The following is a 21704-nucleotide window of genomic DNA, read 5'->3' as shown; positions in this document are numbered from 1 at the left end:
CAGTTGCAAATTGCCCGCTCAAAACTGAATGAAAGCCCAAGCGTTTGCCTCCGATCCCTTCACCGAGGGACCGGTATAGCTCCTTAGAAAGGAGGTGATCCATCCCCACCTTCCGGTAGGGATACCTTGTTACGACTTCACCCCAATCACCAGCCCCACCTTCGGCGGCTGCGTCCCTAAGGTTCGCTCACCGACTTCGGGTGTTGCCGGCTCTCGTGGTGTGACGGGCGGTGTGTACAAGGCCCGGGAACGTATTCACCGCGGCATGCTGATCCGCGATTACTAGCGATTCCAGCTTCATGCAGGCGGGTTGCAGCCTGCAATCCGAACTGAGAACGGCTTTTCCGGGGATTCGCTCCACCTCGCGGCTTCGCTGCCCGTTGTACCGTCCATTGTAGCACGTGTGTCGCCCAGGCCATAAGGGGCATGATGATTTGACGTCATCCCCGCCTTCCTCCGGTTTGTCACCGGCAGTCAATGTCGAGTGCCCAACTTAATGCTGGCAACGACATTCAAGGGTTGCGCTCGTTACGGGACTTAACCCAACATCTCACGACACGAGCTGACGACAACCATGCACCACCTGTCTCTCTGCCCAAAAGGGAAACCTTGTCTCCAAGGCGATCAGAGGATGTCAAGGCCTGGTAAGGTCCTTCGCGTTGCTTCGAATTAAACCACATGCTCCACCGCTTGTGCGGGCCCCCGTCAATTCCTTTGAGTTTCAACCTTGCGGTCGTACTCCCCAGGCGGAGTGCTTATTGCGTTTGCTTCGGCACTACGGGTATCGAAACCCCTAACACCTAGCACTCATCGTTTACGGCGTGGACTACCAGGGTATCTAATCCTGTTCGCTCCCCACGCTTTCGCACCTCAGCGTCAGGTACAGACCAGAGAGTCGCCTTCGCCACTGGTGTTCCTCCACATCTCTACGCATTTCACCGCTACACGTGGAATTCCACTCTCCTCTTCTGTCCTCAAGTCAGGCAGTTTCCAATGCCATTCCGGCGTTAAGCGCCGGCCTTTCACATCAGACTTGCCTCACCGCCTGCGTGCCCTTTACGCCCAATAATTCCGGACAACGCTTGCCACCTACGTATTACCGCGGCTGCTGGCACGTAGTTAGCCGTGGCTTTCTGGTGAGGTACCGGCATACTCTCGGCATTTCCTCCAAAAGCTGTTCTTCCCTCACAACAGAGCTTTACGATCCGAAAACCTTCCTCACTCACGCGGCGTTGCACCGTCAGGCTTGCGCCCATTGCGGATGATTCCCTACTGCTGCCTCCCGCAGGAGTCTGGGCCGTGTCTCAGTCCCAGTGTGGCCGATCACCCTCTCAGGTCGGCTACGCATCGTCGCCTTGGTAAGCCCTTATCCCACCAACTAGCTAATGCGCCGCGGGCCCCTCGTTGAGCGACGGCCTTCCTAAAGACCGCCTTTCTCCTCCTTCGCAGGTGCGAAAAAGGACTTATTCGGTATTAGCACCGGTTTCCCGGTGTTATCCCCAGCTCAACGGCAGGTTGCCCACGTGGTACTCACCCGTCCGCCACTGGCCTCCCGAAGGTGCAAGCACCTTCGGGGGCCCGTTCGACTTGCATGTATTAGGCACGCCGCCAGCGTTCGTCCTGAGCCAGGATCAAACTCTCCATAAAAGTAGTTCCGCTTCCCACACGGGGGGTGCCGGAAGCGCTGGCTTCATTTCTTCATTCGTTCGCTTGGCTTTCATTCAGTTTTCAATGGGCAATTGATGGTGGAGCCTAGCGGGATCGAACCGCTGACCTCCTGCGTGCAAAGCAGGCGCTCTCCCGGCTGAGCTAAGGCCCCTAATCCTAAAATCATGGTCGGGAAGACAGGATTTGAACCTGCGACCCCTTGGTCCCAAACCAAGTGCTCTGCCAAGCTGAGCTACTTCCCGTTATGAATAATGGCGCGCCCGAGAGGAGTCGAACCCCTAACCTTCTGATCCGTAGTCAGACGCTCTGTCCAATTGAGCTACGGGCGCCTATGGAGCGGAAGACGAGATTCGAACTCGCGACCCCCACCTTGGCAAGGTGGTGTTCTACCGCTGAACTACTCCCGCTAAAATGGTGAGCCATGGAGGATTCGAACCTCCGACCCTCTGATTAAAAGTCAGATGCTCTGCCAGCTGAGCTAATGGCTCATTATGTTATGTAAAATGGTGCCGGCCAGAGGAATTGAACCCCCAACCTACTGATTACAAGTCAGTTGCTCTGCCAATTGAGCTAGACCGGCAAAATGGTGGAGGGTGACGGGCTCGAACCGCCGACCTCCTGCTTGTAAGGCAGATGCTCTCCCAACTGAGCTAACCCTCCACAAATTTCGCCAGGCGACGTCCTACGCTCACGGGGCGTTACCGCCCGATTACCATCGGCGCTGAAGAGCTTAACTTCCGTGTTCGGCATGGGAACGGGTGGGGCCTCTTCGCTATCGCCACCTGACCGTGGGAGACATTCTCCCAAAACTGAATAACGCTTATGCATGAATGCCGGATGTGCATGACCCATTCGTGGATAAACCATTGGACCGATTAGTATCTGTCAGCTTCACGTGTCGCCACGCGTCCACCTCAGACCTATCTACCTTATCGTCTTTAAGGGGTCTCACGGGAAATCTCATCTTGAGGTCGGCTTCGTGCTTAGATGCTTTCAGCACTTATCCGATCCACACGTAGCTACCCAGCGATGCTCCTGGCGGAACAACTGGTACACCAGCGGTGTGTCCATCCCGGTCCTCTCGTACTAAGGACAGCTCCTCTCAAATTTCCTGCGCCCGCGACGGATAGGGACCGAACTGTCTCACGACGTTCTGAACCCAGCTCGCGTACCGCTTTAATGGGCGAACAGCCCAACCCTTGGGACCGACTTCAGCCCCAGGATGCGATGAGCCGACATCGAGGTGCCAAACCTCCCCGTCGATGTGGACTCTTGGGGGAGATTAGCCTGTTATCCCCAGGGTAGCTTTTATCCGTTGAGCGACGGCCCTTCCATGCGGTGCCGCCGGATCACTAAGCCCGACTTTCGTCCCTGCTCGACCAGTACGTCTCGCAGTCAAGCTCCCTTCTGCCTTTGCACGCTTCGAATGATTTCCAACCATTCTGAGGGAACCTTGGGGCGCCTCCGTTACCATTTAGGAGGCGACCGCCCCAGTCAAACTGCCCACCAGACACTGTCCCTGAACCGGCTCACGGTTCGAGGTTAGGATTTTCATATCGCAAGGGCAGTATCCCACCGGCGCCTCCACCGAAGCTAGCGCTCCGGTTTCCTAGGCTCCTGCCTATCCTGTACAAGCCATATCAAAACCCAATATCAAGCTACAGTAAAGCTCCATGGGGTCTTTCCGTCCAGTCGCGGGGACCTGCATCTTCACAGGTCATATAATTTCACCGGGTCTCTCGTTGAGACAGTGCCCAAGTCGTTGCACCTTTCGTGCGGGTCGGAACTTACCCGACAAGGAATTTCGCTACCTTAGGACCGTTATAGTTACGGCCGCCGTTTACTGGGGCTTCAATTCCGCGCTTCGCCCGCTAGGGCTAACGCGTCCTCTTAACCTTCCAGCACCGGGCAGGTGTCAGCCCCTATACTTCGTCTTTCGACTTCGCAGAGACCTGTGTTTTTGGTAAACAGTCGCTTGGGCCTTGTCACTGCGGCTCCCGCAGGCTTGCACCCGCAAGAGCACCCCTTCTCCCGAAGTTACGGGGTCATTTTGCCGAGTTCCTTAACGAGAGTTCTCCCGCGCGTCTTAGAATTCTCATCCCACCTACCTGTGTCGGTTTGCGGTACGGGCACCGTCGGCCTTCCTAGAGGCTTTTCTCGGCAGCGGAGGTGCGGGGACTTCGGTACTTTAGTTCCCTCGCGGTCACGCCTCAGCCTTTGCGTTGGGCGGATTTGCCTGCCCAACAGCCTCGGTCGCTTCGACGCGCCTATCCATCGGCGCGCTCGCCCTTCCTTTCTGCGTCCCCCCTTCGGTCAAACAGCCTTCGGTGGTACTGGAATTTCCACCAGTTATCCATCGCCTACGCCTTTCGGCCTCGGCTTAGGCCCCGACTAACCCTGAGCGGACGAACCTTCCTCAGGAAACCTTAGGTTTTCGACGGAAGGGATTCTCACCCTTCTTTTCGCTACTCATACCGGCATTCTCACTTCTGTGCGCTCCAGCTGTCCTCACGGTCAACCTTCCCGGCACACAGAACGCTCCCCTACCCAACTCTTCGAGTTGCCACGGCTTCGGTGATGGGTTTAGCCCCGTTACATTTTCGGCGCAGCGTCACTCGACCAGTGAGCTATTACGCACTCTTTCAATGATGGCTGCTTCTAAGCCAACATCCTGGTTGTCTAAGCAACGCCACATCCTTTCCCACTTAACCCATACTTGGGGACCTTAGCCGGTGGTCCGGGTTGTTTCCCTCTTGACGACGGATCTTAGCACTCGCCGTCTGACTCCCGGAGAACAAGTCGCTGGCATTCGGAGTTTGACTGAACTCGGTAATCCTGTGGGGACCCCTCATCCAATCCGTGCTCTACCTCCAGGACTCTTCCCTCCGAGGCTAGCCCTAAAGCTATTTCGGGGAGAACCAGCTATCTCCGTGTTCGATTGGCATTTCACCCCTACCCACCCCTCATCCCCGTCATTTTCAACTGACGTGGGTTCGGGCCTCCAGTCGGTGTTACCCGACCTTCACCCTGGACATGGGTAGATCACACGGTTTCGGGTCGACGTCGACATACTCATGCGCCCGTTTCAGACTCGCTTTCGCTGCGGCTCCGTCTCTTCAACTTAACCTCGCACGTCATCGTCACTCGCCGGTTCATTCTACAAAAGGCACGCCATCACCCATGAATGGGCTTTGACCACCTGTAGGCACACGGTTTCAGGTTCTCTTTCACTCCCCTCCCGGGGTGCTTTTCACCTTTCCCTCACGGTACTGGTTCACTATCGGTCACTAGGTCGTATTTAGCCTTGGGAGATGGGCCTCCCTGCTTCCGACGGGGTTGCTCGTGTCCCGCCGTACTCAGGATCCACGCCGGAGAGGGCGATGTTTCGCGTACAGGGCGCTTACCTTCTGTGGCGGACCGTTCCAAGTCGCTTCCGCTACATCGCCCCTTTGTCACTCCGTATGGCGTGTCCTTCAACCCCGGGCGGACTTGCCGCCCGGTTTGGGCTCGCTTCCGTTTCGCTCGCCGCTACTCAGGAAATCGCGTTTGCTTTCTCTTCCTCCGGTTACTAAGATGTTTCAGTTCGCCGGGTTTGCCTTCATCTGCTTATGGTTTCGGCAGATGATCTTCTCCCATGACGGAGAAGGGGTTCCCCCATTCGGACATCTTCGGATCCACGCATACTTACAGCTCCCCGAAGCATATCGGTGTTCGTCCCGTCCTTCATCGGCGCCTAGTGCCAAGGCATCCACCGTGTGCCCTTCCTCGTTTAACCACTTGAGGCATGGGCCTTTCCAAAAAACGCTCGTTTCTTTTCGACACCCGGTGTGTGTCCATTCAAGCTTTATCGCGTTATTCAGTTTTCAAAGAACGTCTCTTGAGCAGTTGCCCGCTCAAAACTGAATGAAAGCCCAAGCGTTTGCCTCCGGTCCCTTCACCGAGGGACCGGTATAGCTCCTTAGAAAGGAGGTGATCCATCCCCACCTTCCGGTAGGGATACCTTGTTACGACTTCACCCCAATCACCAGCCCCACCTTCGGCGGCTGCGTCCCTAAGGTTCGCTCACCGACTTCGGGTGTTGCCGGCTCTCGTGGTGTGACGGGCGGTGTGTACAAGGCCCGGGAACGTATTCACCGCGGCATGCTGATCCGCGATTACTAGCGATTCCAGCTTCATGCAGGCGGGTTGCAGCCTGCAATCCGAACTGAGAACGGCTTTTCCGGGGATTCGCTCCACCTCGCGGCTTCGCTGCCCGTTGTACCGTCCATTGTAGCACGTGTGTCGCCCAGGCCATAAGGGGCATGATGATTTGACGTCATCCCCGCCTTCCTCCGGTTTGTCACCGGCAGTCAATGTCGAGTGCCCAACTTAATGCTGGCAACGACATTCAAGGGTTGCGCTCGTTACGGGACTTAACCCAACATCTCACGACACGAGCTGACGACAACCATGCACCACCTGTCTCTCTGCCCAAAAGGGAAACCTTGTCTCCAAGGCGATCAGAGGATGTCAAGGCCTGGTAAGGTCCTTCGCGTTGCTTCGAATTAAACCACATGCTCCACCGCTTGTGCGGGCCCCCGTCAATTCCTTTGAGTTTCAACCTTGCGGTCGTACTCCCCAGGCGGAGTGCTTATTGCGTTTGCTTCGGCACTACGGGTATCGAAACCCCTAACACCTAGCACTCATCGTTTACGGCGTGGACTACCAGGGTATCTAATCCTGTTCGCTCCCCACGCTTTCGCACCTCAGCGTCAGGTACAGACCAGAGAGTCGCCTTCGCCACTGGTGTTCCTCCACATCTCTACGCATTTCACCGCTACACGTGGAATTCCACTCTCCTCTTCTGTCCTCAAGTCAGGCAGTTTCCAATGCCATTCCGGCGTTAAGCGCCGGCCTTTCACATCAGACTTGCCTCACCGCCTGCGTGCCCTTTACGCCCAATAATTCCGGACAACGCTTGCCACCTACGTATTACCGCGGCTGCTGGCACGTAGTTAGCCGTGGCTTTCTGGTGAGGTACCGGCATACTCTCGGCATTTCCTCCAAAAGCTGTTCTTCCCTCACAACAGAGCTTTACGATCCGAAAACCTTCCTCACTCACGCGGCGTTGCACCGTCAGGCTTGCGCCCATTGCGGATGATTCCCTACTGCTGCCTCCCGCAGGAGTCTGGGCCGTGTCTCAGTCCCAGTGTGGCCGATCACCCTCTCAGGTCGGCTACGCATCGTCGCCTTGGTAAGCCCTTATCCCACCAACTAGCTAATGCGCCGCGGGCCCCTCGTTGAGCGACGGCCTTCCTAAAGACCGCCTTTCTCCTCCTTCGCAGGTGCGAAAAAGGACTTATTCGGTATTAGCACCGGTTTCCCGGTGTTATCCCCAGCTCAACGGCAGGTTGCCCACGTGGTACTCACCCGTCCGCCACTGGCCTCCCGAAGGTGCAAGCACCTTCGGGGGCCCGTTCGACTTGCATGTATTAGGCACGCCGCCAGCGTTCGTCCTGAGCCAGGATCAAACTCTCCATAAAAGTAGTTCCGCTTCCCACACGGGGGGTGCCGGAAGCGCTGGCTTCATTTCTTCATTCGTTCGCTTGGCTTTCATTCAGTTTTCAATGGGCAATTGATGTCGTCGCGTTTCCTTACGGCGACTTTTATAATGCTATCACTATCAAAAAGCCGTGTCAACAACTTTTTTAATTAATTTTTGTGGTGTCACGCGAGGCAACGACAAATAAGAATATACCATCTGATAACATTTATAGCAAGTGTTAAATTTTACACTGACAGCAGTCCTGGGACCAAACTTAAATTGCTCTCCTATACGAGCATGTACCAAGAAGCCAGGATATGGACACTGCATTAGCAATTATACCAATGCAGTGCCCATTTTAATCCTTTGCCTTCATTTGCGGGAATAAGAGTACATCGCGTATCGATGATGAATTTGTAAGCAACATAACTAGGCGATCAATGCCAATGCCTAATCCACCCGTGGGTGGCATCCCGTATTCCAATGCTTCCAAAAAGTCTTCGTCCATCATTTGCGCTTCTTCATCTCCGCGCTCTCGCGCTTTGACCTGTTCTTCAAATCTTGCTCGCTGATCAACGGGATCGTTTAATTCCGTAAAAGCATTTGCATGTTCCCGGCCAACGATAAACAATTCGAACCGATCCGTAAAACGGGAGTCTTCTGCATTCTGGCGTGCCAATGGAGATATGGCAACAGGATGTCCATAGACAAATGTAGGCTGCACGAGCTTATCTTCCACCAGTTGCTCAAAGAACTCATTCACGATATGGCCGAATGTCATATGATCATCCACTTGGACGCGATGGTTTTTAGCAAGCTGATGAGCTTCCTCATCGCTTATTTCCGCCCAAAAATTTACACCTGTTTCTTCTTTTATCAAATCTGCCATGTGGACGCGCCGCCATGAGGGAGAAAGATCAATCGTTTCATCGCCATATTGCACTTGCGTCTCCCCATGGATTTCTTTCGCGATATAAGCGATCAAATTTTCCGTTAAGGTCATGATATCTCGGAAATCAGCATACGCCTCATATAATTCAATCATCGTAAATTCAGGGTTATGCCTTGTAGAGACACCTTCATTTCGAAATACACGCCCAATTTCATACACTTTTTCAAGACCGCCGACAATGAGACGTTTCAAATGAAGTTCGATGGCGATTCGCATATAAAGATCTATGTCCAACGCGTTATGATGCGTAACAAATGGACGAGCAGAGGCTCCACCGGGGATTTGATGCATCATCGGCGTTTCTACTTCAAGAAAACCTTGAGCGTCTAAATAGCGACGCATCGATTGTAAAATTCGCCCCCGTTTGATAAACGTTTCCTGAACGTCAGGGTTGACGATAAGGTCAAGGTAACGTTGTCGATAACGATGTTCGATATCCTTTAGCCCATGGTGTTTATCCGGGAGCGGACGCAATGATTTTGTCAGTAGATGAAAATCATTGGCTTTAACCGATAATTCTCCAACCTTCGTTTTGAAAGCGACTCCTTCAACGGCGACAATGTCCCCGATATCACACGTCTGAAATCGCTCGTACTGCTCCTCACCGACGGCATCTTTTCGGATGTATAATTGAATTTGGCCGCTGAGGTCCTGAATATGGGCAAAACCGGCTTTTCCTTTTCCGCGCTTGGTCATCAAGCGACCGGCAACAGCTACCGCCTCTTCCCCTTCTTTTACTTCCAGTTCTTCTTTACTGTATTCATCATAGGTTTCATGCATCGCTGCAGCTGTATGGGTGCGGTCGAAACGCACGCCAAACGGATTATACCCTTGTTCTTGCAACTGTTGTAATTTTTCAAGGCGCACAAGCATTTGATCATTTTGTTGATTGTCTTTCGCCATACGATTATCTCCCCTTTCTGATAGAAAACTGCCGATTACTGAAATGGATCGAGGCAACCGGCGCTATCCCCCGATCCCATAAAAAGCTGCCAGCCTAAGCACTGGCAGCACACTTATGTTTTTCTGCTGTTCGCCCCATTGCTTTATCCCCGGTAGTAAGCACCCGCAATTCCGGAGATCAGACTTCGAAAGCGGGAAGCCAGACTGAAGTCCTTTTTTTCTTCGATATACCATTCATCTGACCTCTGTCTTCGGATTTCTGTTGTTTGGACACCGACCTTTGGCCTCTGAAATCTGACTTCCGTCTATTGCACAGCGGCCGCTTCTTCCAAGTCTTCAACAAATCGGTACAAGACATCCGCCACATCATCCCTATAGTCGAGTTCATTAATCTTGCCCCGCACTTTTCCATTGCCGCGCATCCCTTTCAAATACCACCCTGCATGTTTTCTCATTTCACGCACAGCGATTTTTTCGCCTTTTAAATCAATCAAACGATCCATATGAAGCATACAGACGTCCATTTTTTCTTTGGCGTTAGGTTCATCAGGTAACGAGCCGTCTTCCAAGTATCTTACAGTGCGGTATAACATCCACGGATTGCCTAATGCCGCACGCCCAATCATCACTCCGTCAACACCGGTTTCTTCAAGTAAACGTTTGGCATCTTGAGGGGTATTGACATCTCCATTCCCGATGACCGGAATGTTCACCGTCTCCTTCACTTTCCGAATAAGCTCCCAATCCGCTAAACCTTCATACATTTGATAACGTGTCCGGCCGTGCACCGAAACGGCTTGACCACCTGCCGATTCCACTGCTTGTGCATTGTCGAGCACATAAACATGATCATCATCCCATCCGGTTCTCATCTTCACGGTCACCGGTTTTTGAACATTGTGAGCGACTACGTCGACCATATCATAAATTTTATCGGGATCGAGCAACCAGCGCGCACCGGCATCGCATTTCGTCACTTTCGGAACCGGACACCCCATATTAATATCGATAATATCTGCATTCGTTTGCTGATCAACAACCTGGGCGGCAGCAACAAGCGATTCTTTGTCGCCCCCGAAAATTTGCAGACTAAGGGGTTTCTCCCGCTCATCAACATAGAGCATCTTCATGGATTTTTCATTCTCATGTAAAATAGCCTTGTCGCTAATCATTTCGGCACAAACAAGCCCGGAACCGAACTCCTTGGCAATCAAACGAAACGCGGGGTTGCTGACACCGGCCATAGGCGCCACAACCACTTGGTTTTCCATTTTTATATTTCCAATTTGTAACATTTATCTCACCGACTCTGATCCTCCATTTGATTTTCGCCCAACAATTCTTCAATCGTAATGTCCAAAAGATCGGATGCACGTTTAATAAAGTCTTCTTCCGCCAGTCTTGTCCCGCGTTCGATTTCCCCGACAACGGATACGGACATATGCATTTTCTTTGCAAAGCTTTGCTGGGTATAACCTTTCAATTTTCGAAAAGCCCGAACTCTTCCCCCTGCCCTTGTCGTTTCCATAAACGGACTTCCTTTCTAAGTCTTTTCGGCATTGAATGTAAAATATGTTCGATCGTTTGTTTGTAAGTCGGAATCACTTCTCGAGGAGCAATTTCTGCCATGGGAATGAGCACAAAAGCACGCTCGTGCATGCGCGGATGAGGGATGCACAACCCATTCTTCTCCATATTTTCATCGTTAAATAAAAGAATGTCAAGATCCATCGTCCTCGGACCGTTTTGTTCCATGTCCCGCACGCGATCCAACCGTAACTCGATCGATTGCAATTTTGCCAATAAATGATCAGCAGAGTCATTGGTTTCTATCGCGATAGCCATGTTAAGAAAATAAGGCTGTGATTCAACACCTACGGGTTCGGTTTCGTAGATTGATGAAATCAAGAATATCCGAATTGTCTGCGTTTGATTAATTTCTTTAAGCGCTTTTTGCAAATATCCGGCCCGGTCTCCGATATTTGATCCGAGTGCAACATAAGCGATATTCATCTACGACTCCTCACAATTTCAATCGCGACATGATCGTAATGGCCGGGGATAGGAGGATCAGGCTTTATTACTTTCACCGTTGTCCGTTCCACAATGGAAAAAGTGTTCAGCAGTTGTGCAGCTACTTCCTCGGCAATCGATTCCACCAATCTATACGTATATCCTTCCAAGACTTGCTTTGTTACTTCATAAACCTCTCCGTAATCAACGCTTTTCTCAATATCATCACGGTCAGCTGCTTCCTTTAAATCAGCTTCCAATACAACATCTACGATAAAACGTTGCCCTAGCTTATTTTCTTCCGGAAAAACACCGTGGTACGTGTAGAATTTCATTCCGGTCACAAATACCTTATCCAAACGGAACCCCAACCTTTCCTTTCCCTAACATGGCATCCATCATCCGTACAGTTCGGGCCATTTCTTTGACATCATGAACGCGCACGATATCGCAACCACGTTCGACACCGAGACTGACCGTCGCTCCGGTTCCTTCCAAGCGTTCATGAGCCGGGAGACCGAGGGTCTTGGCAATGATTGATTTCCTTGACGTTCCCAATAAAACCGGAAATCCATGTTCCACAATCTCATCCAAACGGCGCATTATTTCCAGATTATCCTCATGTGATTTCCCAAAACCAATCCCGGGATCAAGAATGATGTTGGAATGTTTCACCCCCGCTGATATGCAACTATCAATGCTCTCTTTCAAATCAGCAATAATCTCCGGAATAAGATCATCATAGGACGGATGTTCCCGGTTATGCGTCAGGATGATTGGCACTTGAGCTTCAGCTGCGACCGTAGCCATTTGCTCGTCATATTTAACGCCCCAAATGTCATTAATGATATCAGCGCCTGCTTCTACCGCTTGCCGAGCTGTTTCAGCTTTATACGTATCGATCGAAATAGGGATATCAACGGCTTTTGACACAGCACGTATCGCCGGTAAAACCCGGGAAAGTTCATCTTCCAAAGAAACCGGCTCAAAGCCCGGGCGTGTTGATTCCCCGCCGATATCTATGATATCTGCACCTTCTGCTACCATTTCTTTGGCCCTTGCCACCGCCTGATCAATATTGCTATAAAAACCCCCATCGGAAAATGAATCGGGGGTGACATTTAAAACGCCCATTACCATTGTTTTTTCGGAAAAATCGAGTGTCCATCCATCTCCATAAATGGAACGATCGCTAACCATTTTTTCCATCCCCTCCTTTGCAACTCCGAGCTTCATTGAATTAGGGCTGTCGGAGACTCGTGACTCCAGTCATGAGAGGAGACAGCCTGCACTTCCCATCTCTTTTTTGGATTTGCATTAATAATGTGCTTGCTCTTTCAACGACGCTCAACTAATCTCATATCAAAATAACCAGTTTTTCTACGAACAAACATAAAACGAAACTTCCATCAGAGGGGTTCATCCCCTCTGAATTATTGAAACATGAAGGGCATCCGTTTATACACTTTCGCCTTCCCTTGGTTGAACAATTTTCGTGCCTTTTGTGGTCTTGTAAGCAAGTTAAACGCCCAAAAGATCAGGGGTTGTATACGCAGTCAGCCATTGGGCGAGCATCTCCTTGCCATGTTTGGACATGATCGATTCCGGGTGGAATTGAACACCCTCCGTCGGGTGACTACGATGCCGGAAACCCATCAGTTCTCCTTCTTCCGTCCACGACGTAACCTCCAGGCAATCGGGGAGAGAAGCCGATTCTACCGTTAAAGAATGGTACCTCATGACTTCAGTTTCCTGAGAAATCCCTTTATACAAGGTTTGGTTATCATGAATCAAACGAGAGGTTTTGCCGTGCATCAATCGGGATGCCCGTACGACTTTGCCGCCGAATACTTGACCAATAGCCTGATGCCCCAAGCAAACACCGAGAACGGGAATCCGGCCGCTAAAATACTGAACTGCTTCAAGCGTGACCCCGGCTTGATTGGGAGCACAAGGTCCCGGAGATATCACTAACCGATCAGGTTGCATCTCCGCGATCTCCTTCACCGACGTTTCATCGTTACGCTTCACCACACATTCTTCACCTAACTCGCCCAAATATTGAACGAGATTATACGTAAATGAATCATAATTATCAATCACAAATAACATCTTTTCTCCTCCTCTGCTCACCTGTACTCATCTCAATAACTCCTTTATAGTTTATCATTGACAAAAGGGGCAATCAATGATCAAACAAGTTCCACGCTTTTATGACGAAAGCCTTCGTTGCACTTATGAAAGTAAGGAAGTTGATTTATGCTTTCTTTCCTGCTAAAAAAAAGCCGGAGAAAACAAGACTAAGCACTTGTTTTCTCCGGCAGAAAGAAAGATACGTCTAATTACTCATCATCAAACTGATAAAGCGGTGTACTTAAATAACGTTCACCGTTGGACGGGATCACAACGACGACTTTCTTTCCTTTTCCTTGCTTTCTGGCTTCTTCCACAGCGACATAAAGCGCAGCGCCTGAAGAAATGCCGCCTAGGATGCCTTCTTCACGAGCCGCACGGCGAGCGTATTCGAAAGCTTGGTCGGTTGTTGCGGTAACAACTTCATCATAGACTTCCGTATCCAAAATTCCCGGAACAAACCCGGCACCAATACCTTGGATTTTATGGGGTCCTTTTTCGCCACCGGACAATACTGGTGCGTCCGCCGGTTCAACAGCAATGTTCTTGAGGTTCGGATAGTGTTCTTTTAACAGTCGGCCGGCACCGGTAATCGTACCGCCTGTACCTATTCCGGCTACAAAGGCATCAATTTGTCCATCCACTTGCTCGAGCAATTCCCGGCCTGTCGTTTCCCGATGAATGTCCACATTGGCTTGATTTTCGAATTGCTCCGGAATAAAGTAACCCTTTTCTTCTGCCAATTCATTGGTTTTACGGATCGCGCCGCCCATTCCTTCTGCCCCGGGAGTCAGTTCGAGTTCTGCTCCGTATGCTCTCAACAAATTACGGCGTTCCTGGCTCATCGTATCCGGCATGACGAGAACGGAACGGTAGCCTTTCGCAGCGGCAACCATCGCGAGTCCGATTCCTGTATTCCCGCTCGTAGCTTCTATAAGCGTATCGCCGGGTTTTAACTTGCCTTCCTTTTCAGCCCGTTCAATCATCGCCAAGGCGATTCGGTCCTTCACCGAGCTGCCAGGATTATAAAATTCGAGCTTCAAATAAACATCGGCATCGTTTTCTCCCGTGAGTCGATTTAATTTAACGAGAGGCGTGTCCCCAATTAGTTCAGTAATGGAATTTACCACTTTGCTCATCGTTTTTTCCTCCTCTTAATTCCCAGTATGTTTATTGGTATTATATTCATCGTACTCGAATCGGTTACGTTTGTCAACGAACCAGTGATGCTAATGCTTTTCCTTTCGGACCAGGTTATCGTCCCTCGTGATTTTCCTGACTCAATGCTTCTTGTTTTAATTGCATCAAATCTTCAACGTTAAATGGATATTGGGCATGGCAAAAATGACATTCCGTCTCCGCACCGTGATCTTCCGTAATCATCGATTGGATTTCCTCGCTTCCCAACCCAACCATCGCGCGTCCAATCCGTTCCTTTGAGCATGAACATTTAAACTGCACGGGCATTTTTTCCAAAAATTGATAATCTCCGCCTGTGACCGTCTCGACGATGCGTTCCGGATTGTACCCCCGTTCAATTAATTTTGAGATTGGCGGAGCGGCTTCAATGTGTTTCTCTACGTGATCGATGACGGCTTCTTCTGTTCCCGGTAAAACTTGTACGATAAATCCTCCCGCGGCTAAAACAGAATGGTCCGTATCCACAAGGACGCCAAGCCCGACAGAGGAAGGAACTTGTTCGGATGTCGTAAAGTAATACGTGAAGTCTTCTCCCAATTCTCCCGATACAATAGGGGAATGGCTCGTAAACGTTTCTTTCATGCCGAGATCCTTGGCGACAGCAATATGACCGCTATGTCCAACGGCGCGGGCGACATCAAGTTTGCCGAAACGATTTAATTCAAAATGAACCCGGGGATTGTGCACATATCCTCTTGTATTTCCTTCTGCCGTACTGTCGACGATGACTGGACCGAGGGGGCCGTTCCCTTCCACTTTCACCGTAAGTTTATCGTCGCCGCTCATCATCGCACCCATCATCGTGGAAACGGTCATCGTCCGACCAAGCGCAGCCGACGCCGTGGGATACGCTTGATGACGTAGTACGGCTTCGTTCACCATATCGGTCGTAATCGTCGCGTATACGCGCACTTGTTGTTCAAAAGCTGTTGCTTTCAAAAGATAATCTTGCAAGCTAAAAAGCCCTCCTTTGATGGGAATTTCACTTTATCCATCCTTATATGCACCCATACAAATGAATCCTCAATCTTCATTTGTTTTTATCATAAATCAATTTCAACCCTTTTAGTGTCAAAAATGCATCAACAGTATCAATCGAAGCAGCAGATTGCCCGATTAATTCCGACGGTCCCCCTGTGGCAATCACCTTTGGTTCTTTAGCCGCTTGTGCCTTCATCCGATTGACAATTCCGTCAACCTGCCCAATATAGCCATAGAAAATTCCCGATTGCATCGCTTGAATGGTATTTTGACCGACAACGGATTGGGGCGTTGCAATTTCAATATGCGGAAGCTTTGACGCATGGGTATACAAAGCATCTGTGGATATTGTAATACCAGGGGCGATCGCCCCTCCTACATAGCTTCCCTTCTCATCGATATAACAAAATGTCGTTGCCGTCCCGAAGTCCACGATGACGAGAGGCGTTCCGTATTCTTCAATGGCCGCTACTGCATTCACAATACGATCGGCACCTACATCACGCGGGTTGTCATACAGAATGTTCAACCCTGTTTTGATGCCCGGACCAACGACCATGGGGGTTTGATTAAAATACTTCTCGGCCATATGTTCAAACGCGAACATGAGCGAGGGGGCTACCGACGAGATGATAACACCTTTAATCTTATCAACGGCAATCTGTTTGTTTTCAAGGAGTGTACACATTAATATGCCATATTCATCTTCGCTTCTATCATGAACCGTTGAAACTCTCCAATGGTTTAGGAGGTGCCGTTCCTTGTATACCCCAAAAACAATGTGCGTATTCCCAATATCTATAACAAGAATCATAGGCTCAACCCTTTCCGATTTCTTTAGAAAAACTTGACTTATCGCCAAGCTTTTATGGCGAAAACCTTAGTCGCACTTATGAGGTAAGAAGTTGATTTATACTTTCTTACCTGCCCAGAAAAAGGGATGCCCAGTGGACATCCCCAATGCAACACCACGAAGGTAGCTATGAGCGACGATTATCGTCTTCTTGTTTCTCTTCGTTGTCTTGTTCTTCGGTTTGATCTTGCTCTTCGGTTTCTTCATTCGCTTTTGATTGATCGTTTTTTGTTTCTGGTTGCTCTTCTTCTTGTGAGCCAATGTTAACCTTCACGTTTTCATCATCTACAGGATCAACATCTCCCGAATTCTTAAGCGCATCTTCTTGTGTCTGATTGGAATGATGACCCTCAGGCAACTTTCCTTCTTCGACAAGAGAATAAATTTGCTCGGCATCCAATGTCTCTAATTCAAGCAAATTTTGCGCAACGAGTTCAAGTTTATCTTTGTTCTCTGTCAAGATTTGACGACAACGTTCGTAACTGTCTTTAATAATCTTTTGCACTTCTTTATCAATCTCGTGGGCGATTGCATCGGAATAATTTTGCTCATTTTGAATATCGCGGCCGAGGAATACTTGCCCTCCACCGGTAGATCCAAATTGCAACGGCCCTAATTTTTCGCTCATGCCGTACTCCATGACCATTTTTCGCGCGATTGCGGTAGCGCGTTGGAAGTCATTGTGTGCACCTGTGCTTGCTTCTCCAAAAATGATATCTTCCGATACGCGTCCGCCTAGCAAACCGACGATTTTATCAAGCAACTCCGGTTTTGTCATAAAGTAGCGATCTTCTTTCGGGAGCATCATGGCATAGCCGCCCGCTTGCCCGCGCGGAACGATCGTCACTTTATGCACGGCATCCGCATTCTGCAGCTTCACACCAACGACCGTATGGCCAGCTTCGTGGTGAGCTACAATATTTTTCTCTTTCTCGGAGATCACTCTCGTTTTCTTCGCAGGACCCGCAATAACACGGTCAATCGCTTCTTCAATATGCACCATTTTAATCTTGACGCTATTGGATCTCGCGGCAACTAACGCAGCTTCATTAAGAAGGTTTTCCAATTCGGCACCTGAGAAGCCGGGTGTTCGTTGCGCGATGGCACCAAGCTCAACGTCATCATCGATTGGCTTTTCGCGAACGTGAACTTTCAGTACGTCTTCACGGCCCCTTACATCCGGCAATCCGACAGTGATTTGACGGTCAAAACGTCCCGGGCGCAATAGTGCCGGGTCAAGAACGTCAGAGCGGTTGGTTGCGGCAATGATAATAATGCCTTCATTTCCTTCAAATCCATCCATCTCAACGAGCAACTGGTTTAATGTTTGTTCACGCTCATCGTGGCCACCGCCGACGCCTGCGCCACGTTGACGGCCAACAGCATCCAATTCGTCGATGAAAATAATACAAGGAGCGTTGTTTTTTGCATTGTTAAACAGGTCACGCACCCTGGATGCACCGACACCAACGAACATTTCCACGAAATCGGAACCGCTGATGGAGAAGAAAGGAACGCCTGCTTCACCGGCAACTGCCCGACCGAGCAATGTTTTACCCGTTCCCGGAGGCCCAACAAGGAGCACCCCTTTTGGAATACGCGCGCCAATGTTTGCAAACTTGCGCGGATCCTTCAAAAAGTCCACGATTTCCACAAGTTCCTGCTTTTCTTCTTCAGCACCGGCGACGTCTTTAAAACGGGCTTTTTTCTTGTCTGATTCCTGCTGCATTTTCGCTTTGCTTTTCCCGAAATTCATCATCTTGTTTCCGCCGCCTTGCATCTGGCTCAGCAAGAAGAAGAAAAGGATGAAAATGATGATGAACGGAATCACCGCTACGAGAAATTGCAACCAGCCTCCCGGTTCCTCGCCGGGTTCTGTATCAACAGCCGTTAATGACTCATTGGTTTCCATTGCATCCAGCAACATGTCCGTAACTTCCGGAGAGCGTAAAATATGCGCGGTAAATTCATTCGCTTCGTCTTCTTCGCCCCCATTCACCATTTCACCCTCAATGAGGTAAACTTCCATCTCAGGCTGAACGGTCATCGAGGCAATCTCATCTTGTTCAAGCGCTTGCATAAATTCATCCGTATTCATCATTTCATCTTCAACCGGATCATCTGTAAACAGTTGAACAATCCCGATAAGTATTAGAAGAACAAATAACCAAAAAAATGTATATCTCACTGTTCGATTCATTCCTGACCTCCTCCCGCGGGTAACACAACAAAAGTAATCTTATCACATTTGCGCTTTCTATCCAATCAAGAACCTCGGTAAATCTCCGGCTTTAAAATGCCGATGTACGGGAGGTTTCGGTACCGTTCCGCATAGTCAAGCCCGTAGCCGACAACAAACTCATCCGGCACTGTAAAACCGACAATATCCGGTACAATGTCAGCTTTTCGCCCTTCCGGTTTATCTAATAACGTTACAATCTTTACGGAGTTCGCTTGGCGATGATGGAATAAGCTGACGAGATAGCTTAATGTCAAACCGCTATCAATGATATCCTCCACGATAATAATATCTCTGTCCTTCACGGAAGCGTCCAGGTCTTTCTCAATTTTAACTTCTCCGGAAGAGACCATTTTGTTTCCATAGCTGGAAACATCCATAAAATCAATTTCAAGATGGGCGTGAATCGCCCGGGTCAGATCCGCCATAAAAGGCATGGCACCTTTCAGCACCCCGATAACGAGCGGAAAACTGTCTTTATATTCGTGTGTCATACGTTTGCCGATCGCTTTCGTTTTCTCCTTGATTTCATCTTCTTTGATCAAAATTTTTTCAATATCTTCCTTCATTCTTTTTCGGCACCCTCATTTTACATCTTATTTATGAATTTGACTTCATCCCTGTAAATATCTACGTATGTGCTTCCTTTTTGACAAGTTGCATCCGAACATAATTATCTTGTTCACCGGCACGGCCTGCAACTTCACTTTTTTTCAATAAAGGTGCCCAGAGCACCACCCCTGTTGCATCGGTAATGACCGGCCACCATTCACGTTCCGGGCGAGGAACCTTGGCATCAATCATTACTTGTTTTAATTTTTGGGTGCCGTCAAGACCAAGCGGCCGGATCGCATCTCCAGGATGCCTCGCACGCACCGAAAGCGGCAAATGCAGCTTCGATAACGGGCAATAAAACGACGTATCATCATGGGAAGGAACCGTCCCTTTGAAAGGTTCAAATACAAGCGTCCCAAGCCCGGTTTCAACCTTTGCCGGAAGATCGGACACTACCTGCATGGGTCTCTGTCCATCATCATAAGAGGCGCGCTCAGCATCCGTGAAACATAATTGTTCATAATTGCGATATACCTTTATACGATTCGGCAATGATCGTTGTGCTGACGGATGCGTACCCGAGATTAATTCAAAACATTCCTCAATATGTATGCGAGAAAACTGTCCATGCTTTTGATGGTAAAGATAAGTCAATAGTAAGTGAATCGTGCGCCGTTGTAAAGCAATAGGGGCTTTACGAAATCGAGGCAATTGTAAAACATAACCACCTTCCGTTTGCACGACTGTCTCCGAAAGCACTTTTTCCGCCTGTTGTGTTAAATAGGCCGCATCGCCCCTGAAATCCTCGGCTAATTTTTGAAAATGCGCATGGACTTCATGGTTTTCTTGTTTCAATGTCGGAAGCAGTTGCTTACGCACGCGGTTTCTCGTATAGTCATCCTTTCGATTGCTTTCATCTTCCCCCCAGGGGACTGCGTGCGTTTGTGCATACGCCATGATTTCTTGCTTCGTCACCGGTAAAAACGGACGAAGAAGCTTCCCTCGCGAAAACGAACGTTCAACAGGGATGCCCATCTGCCCCCCATAATAGTCAAAACCTCGCATCTGTTGCATGAGAATCGTTTCGATTTGGTCATCCCCATGGTGCGCAGTCGCTAGTATGTCCGATTTTTCCCTTTTCATGATTACGGAAAAAAAATCGTAGCGCATCTCTCGGCTGATCGATTGGATCGATTTGCCCTCGTCTTTCGGCAAATCAAGGTATTTTGTAAAAAAAGGAATGTCGCGTTCTGCACAAAAACGTTTTACAAGTTTTTCATCTTCTTCAGCTTCTTTGCGCAGTCCATGATTACAATGGACCGCCATCAGCGTAATGCCGTATTCATCCCTTCTTGAAAAGAGATAGTGGAGCAATGCCATGGAGTCAACACCTCCGGATACGGCAACCAATACAGAAGACCCTTGCGGGAACATCCCATGACGAGCAGCAAACGCCTCGATTTTACGTTTCATATCTTTGATCAACTCCTCTGCCAATGGAAAATATCGACAGCGCAAACACGAGGCCGCCCGCGATGGCCCCGGCATGCAATAGTGTTGCCGCTCCTTGCGTCAGTCCTTCTATGTAATTCTCGTCGACAAACGCCAGCATCGTTTCATATGCTTTCCCACCGGGCACGAGCGGGATAATCCCGGGAATCGCAAATGTGGTCACGGGAACACGATGGCGCCGCGATAACCCGTAACTCATGAGGGTTGCAGAAAAAGCAGCCAACGCGGCAGCGGCAATGAAGGAAACGTTAATGTCTTGAATGGAACTATAAATGGTCCAGGCAAGGCCACCAATCAAACCGATCCTCCATAACAACCGGGCGGGAGTGTTAAAGATAATCGCAAATGCTACCGTCGCCATAAAGCAAATCAAAAGTTCCCACATCTTGTGGCCTCCTACGGCAAAAACAATGATACAGCTGTAGCAACGCCAGCCGCAATCGAGAGCGCGGTTAATGCAGCTTCTGCCCCGCGGGCGAGTCCGGAAATCAAATCCCCGTTCATAAGATCCCTAACTGAATTTGTTAGCGGAATGCCGGGCACAAGCGGGATGATCGTTCCGATGATCACTTGATCGACACTCGTTCCGTACCCACTGTGCACCAACGTTAACGCTGTAATACTGCCAAAAAATGAAGCGAGATATTCCGAGAAAAATTTTGCGTGTAAATAATGTTGAAACAAAACGAGGAATAACGTGGACATTAACCCGCCCATGGCTGCCGGGATCATATCAAACTTCGTATTGCCGACTAAATAGGAAAATGCCCCGCCCGCTACACCGGAGGCAATATAAATGAGCCAAAGCGGATAATTCATCCGTGCCGCCGATATTTTTAACAGTTGTTGATTGGCCTCTTGTTCGTCGATGCGACCTATCACAAAATCCAGGGAAAGTTGGTTCACTTCCGCCACTTTATTTAAATCTTGAAAACGATCCACGATCCGGATCATCTGCATTAAATTATCGCCATCTTCTTGAACCCCCGATAAAAAAATACCGGTCGTTGTCACGAAACTGTGGACATTCTTCAAGCCCCCCGCAACCGCCATGCGATTCATGATATCTTCTGCCCGGTAGGTTTCCGCCCCGTAAGTAACCATCAATTCCCCGGCAAAAAGACATAAATCCACCAAGCGTCCCTTTTCTGCCATGATTTCTGTCCCCTAT

Annotated in this window: 15 protein-coding genes, 7 tRNA genes and 4 rRNA genes; all 26 read right to left on the bottom strand. The window is 49.6% G+C overall.

Annotated features, from left to right (window positions below):
* Positions 1-87 precede the first annotated feature (87 nt).
* Positions 88-1647 (bottom strand): 16S ribosomal RNA (locus HUG20_RS00630).
* 96 nt (positions 1648-1743) lie between these two features.
* Positions 1744-1819, bottom strand: a tRNA-Ala gene (locus HUG20_RS00625).
* Between the two features lie 14 nt (positions 1820-1833).
* Positions 1834-1910, bottom strand: a tRNA-Pro gene (locus HUG20_RS00620).
* A 10-nt stretch (positions 1911-1920) separates the two neighbouring features.
* Positions 1921-1997, bottom strand: a tRNA-Arg gene (locus tag HUG20_RS00615).
* A 3-nt stretch (positions 1998-2000) separates the two neighbouring features.
* Positions 2001-2075: transfer RNA gene (locus HUG20_RS00610), tRNA-Gly, on the bottom strand.
* A gap of 5 nt (positions 2076-2080) precedes the next feature.
* Positions 2081-2156 (bottom strand) — tRNA-Lys (locus tag HUG20_RS00605).
* 16 nt (positions 2157-2172) lie between these two features.
* Positions 2173-2248, bottom strand: a tRNA-Thr gene (locus tag HUG20_RS00600).
* Positions 2249-2252: 4 nt separating this feature from the next.
* Positions 2253-2328: transfer RNA gene (locus HUG20_RS00595), tRNA-Val, on the bottom strand.
* A 9-nt stretch (positions 2329-2337) separates the two neighbouring features.
* Positions 2338-2454 (bottom strand): 5S ribosomal RNA (gene rrf / locus HUG20_RS00590).
* Positions 2455-2522: 68 nt separating this feature from the next.
* Positions 2523-5443 (bottom strand): 23S ribosomal RNA (locus HUG20_RS00585).
* Between the two features lie 187 nt (positions 5444-5630).
* A 16S ribosomal RNA gene (locus tag HUG20_RS00580) occupies positions 5631-7190 on the bottom strand.
* The 16S, 23S and 5S rRNA genes sit together here with 7 tRNA genes alongside, the layout of an rRNA operon.
* Before the next feature lie 360 nt (positions 7191-7550).
* Positions 7551-9047, bottom strand: a complete 1497-nt coding sequence (gene lysS, locus HUG20_RS00575) for a lysine--tRNA ligase (RefSeq protein ID WP_200086852.1) — start codon at positions 9045-9047, stop codon at positions 7551-7553.
* A 305-nt stretch (positions 9048-9352) separates the two neighbouring features.
* Positions 9353-10342, bottom strand: coding sequence for a tRNA dihydrouridine synthase DusB (gene dusB, locus HUG20_RS00570; protein ID WP_200086850.1), 990 nt, complete (start codon positions 10340-10342; stop codon positions 9353-9355).
* Between the two features lie 5 nt (positions 10343-10347).
* Entirely contained in the window at positions 10348-10575 is a 228-nt protein-coding gene (locus HUG20_RS00565; RefSeq protein ID WP_200086848.1) for a helix-turn-helix domain-containing protein, read from the bottom strand.
* Positions 10527-11060 carry a 2-amino-4-hydroxy-6-hydroxymethyldihydropteridine diphosphokinase gene (folK, locus tag HUG20_RS00560; RefSeq protein WP_200086846.1) on the bottom strand — a complete coding sequence of 178 codons (534 nt, stop codon included), beginning with the start codon at positions 11058-11060 and terminating at the stop codon, positions 10527-10529. The genes HUG20_RS00565 and folK overlap by 49 nt, the downstream gene beginning before the upstream one ends.
* The gene (folB, locus tag HUG20_RS00555) at positions 11057-11419 is read right to left on the bottom strand and encodes a dihydroneopterin aldolase (protein ID WP_200086844.1); all 363 of its coding nucleotides are present in this window, start codon (positions 11417-11419) and stop codon (positions 11057-11059) included. Before folB ends, folK begins: the two co-directional genes overlap by 4 nt.
* Positions 11412-12260 carry a dihydropteroate synthase gene (gene folP / locus HUG20_RS00550; RefSeq protein ID WP_200090327.1) on the bottom strand — a complete coding sequence of 283 codons (849 nt, stop codon included), beginning with the start codon at positions 12258-12260 and terminating at the stop codon, positions 11412-11414. Before folP ends, folB begins: the two co-directional genes overlap by 8 nt.
* Positions 12261-12581: 321 nt before the next feature.
* On the bottom strand, positions 12582-13172 hold the full coding sequence (locus tag HUG20_RS00545; RefSeq protein ID WP_200086842.1) for an anthranilate synthase component II: 591 nt from the start codon (positions 13170-13172) through the stop codon (positions 12582-12584).
* Between the two features lie 230 nt (positions 13173-13402).
* Positions 13403-14332 (bottom strand): cysteine synthase A, encoded by a 930-nt coding sequence (gene cysK, locus HUG20_RS00540; RefSeq protein ID WP_200086840.1) that lies wholly within the window; start codon positions 14330-14332, stop codon positions 13403-13405.
* A 115-nt stretch (positions 14333-14447) separates the two neighbouring features.
* Positions 14448-15347, bottom strand: coding sequence for an Hsp33 family molecular chaperone HslO (gene hslO, locus HUG20_RS00535; protein ID WP_200086838.1), 900 nt, complete (start codon positions 15345-15347; stop codon positions 14448-14450).
* A gap of 76 nt (positions 15348-15423) precedes the next feature.
* The gene (locus HUG20_RS00530) at positions 15424-16188 is read right to left on the bottom strand and encodes a type III pantothenate kinase (protein WP_200086836.1); all 765 of its coding nucleotides are present in this window, start codon (positions 16186-16188) and stop codon (positions 15424-15426) included.
* 166 nt (positions 16189-16354) lie between these two features.
* Positions 16355-18427, bottom strand: a complete 2073-nt coding sequence (gene ftsH, locus HUG20_RS00525) for an ATP-dependent zinc metalloprotease FtsH (protein ID WP_200086834.1) — start codon at positions 18425-18427, stop codon at positions 16355-16357.
* Positions 18428-18492: 65 nt separating this feature from the next.
* The gene (gene hpt / locus HUG20_RS00520) at positions 18493-19035 is read right to left on the bottom strand and encodes a hypoxanthine phosphoribosyltransferase (RefSeq protein ID WP_200086827.1); all 543 of its coding nucleotides are present in this window, start codon (positions 19033-19035) and stop codon (positions 18493-18495) included.
* A gap of 61 nt (positions 19036-19096) precedes the next feature.
* Positions 19097-20494, bottom strand: a complete 1398-nt coding sequence (gene tilS, locus HUG20_RS00515) for a tRNA lysidine(34) synthetase TilS (protein ID WP_200086825.1) — start codon at positions 20492-20494, stop codon at positions 19097-19099.
* Positions 20484-20918: a threonine/serine exporter family protein gene (locus HUG20_RS00510; RefSeq protein ID WP_200086817.1), complete on the bottom strand. Its 435-nt coding sequence runs from the start codon at positions 20916-20918 to the stop codon at positions 20484-20486. The genes tilS and HUG20_RS00510 overlap by 11 nt, the downstream gene beginning before the upstream one ends.
* 11 nt (positions 20919-20929) lie before the next feature.
* Positions 20930-21688 carry a threonine/serine exporter family protein gene (locus HUG20_RS00505; RefSeq protein WP_200086815.1) on the bottom strand — a complete coding sequence of 253 codons (759 nt, stop codon included), beginning with the start codon at positions 21686-21688 and terminating at the stop codon, positions 20930-20932.
* Positions 21689-21704: the final 16 nt, after the last annotated feature.

It is taken from the genome of Salicibibacter cibi (assembly GCF_016495865.1).
Taxonomy (GTDB): domain Bacteria; phylum Bacillota; class Bacilli; order Bacillales; family Marinococcaceae; genus Salicibibacter; species Salicibibacter cibi.
Note: the sequence above shows the minus strand (reverse complement) of the source record. Positions and strands in the feature narration are given on the sequence as shown.

Bases quoted from the DNA above. Each gene is read 5' to 3' on its own strand.
- lysS (WP_200086852.1), bottom strand. From the start codon at position 9,047: ATGGCGAAAGACAATCAACAAAATGATCAAATGCTTGTGCGCCTTGAA.
- dusB (WP_200086850.1), bottom strand. From the start codon at position 10,342: ATGTTACAAATTGGAAATATAAAAATGGAAAACCAAGTGGTTGTGGCG.
- HUG20_RS00565 (WP_200086848.1), bottom strand. From the start codon at position 10,575: ATGGAAACGACAAGGGCAGGGGGAAGAGTTCGGGCTTTTCGAAAATTG.
- folK (WP_200086846.1), bottom strand. From the start codon at position 11,060: ATGAATATCGCTTATGTTGCACTCGGATCAAATATCGGAGACCGGGCC.
- folP (WP_200090327.1), bottom strand. From the start codon at position 12,260: ATGGTTAGCGATCGTTCCATTTATGGAGATGGATGGACACTCGATTTT.
- HUG20_RS00545 (WP_200086842.1), bottom strand. From the start codon at position 13,172: ATGTTATTTGTGATTGATAATTATGATTCATTTACGTATAATCTCGTT.
- cysK (WP_200086840.1), bottom strand. From the start codon at position 14,332: ATGAGCAAAGTGGTAAATTCCATTACTGAACTAATTGGGGACACGCCT.
- HUG20_RS00530 (WP_200086836.1), bottom strand. From the start codon at position 16,188: ATGATTCTTGTTATAGATATTGGGAATACGCACATTGTTTTTGGGGTA.
- ftsH (WP_200086834.1), bottom strand. From the start codon at position 18,427: ATGAATCGAACAGTGAGATATACATTTTTTTGGTTATTTGTTCTTCTA.
- hpt (WP_200086827.1), bottom strand. From the start codon at position 19,035: ATGAAGGAAGATATTGAAAAAATTTTGATCAAAGAAGATGAAATCAAG.
- tilS (WP_200086825.1), bottom strand. From the start codon at position 20,494: ATGAAACGTAAAATCGAGGCGTTTGCTGCTCGTCATGGGATGTTCCCG.
- HUG20_RS00510 (WP_200086817.1), bottom strand. From the start codon at position 20,918: ATGTGGGAACTTTTGATTTGCTTTATGGCGACGGTAGCATTTGCGATT.
- HUG20_RS00505 (WP_200086815.1), bottom strand. From the start codon at position 21,688: ATGGCAGAAAAGGGACGCTTGGTGGATTTATGTCTTTTTGCCGGGGAA.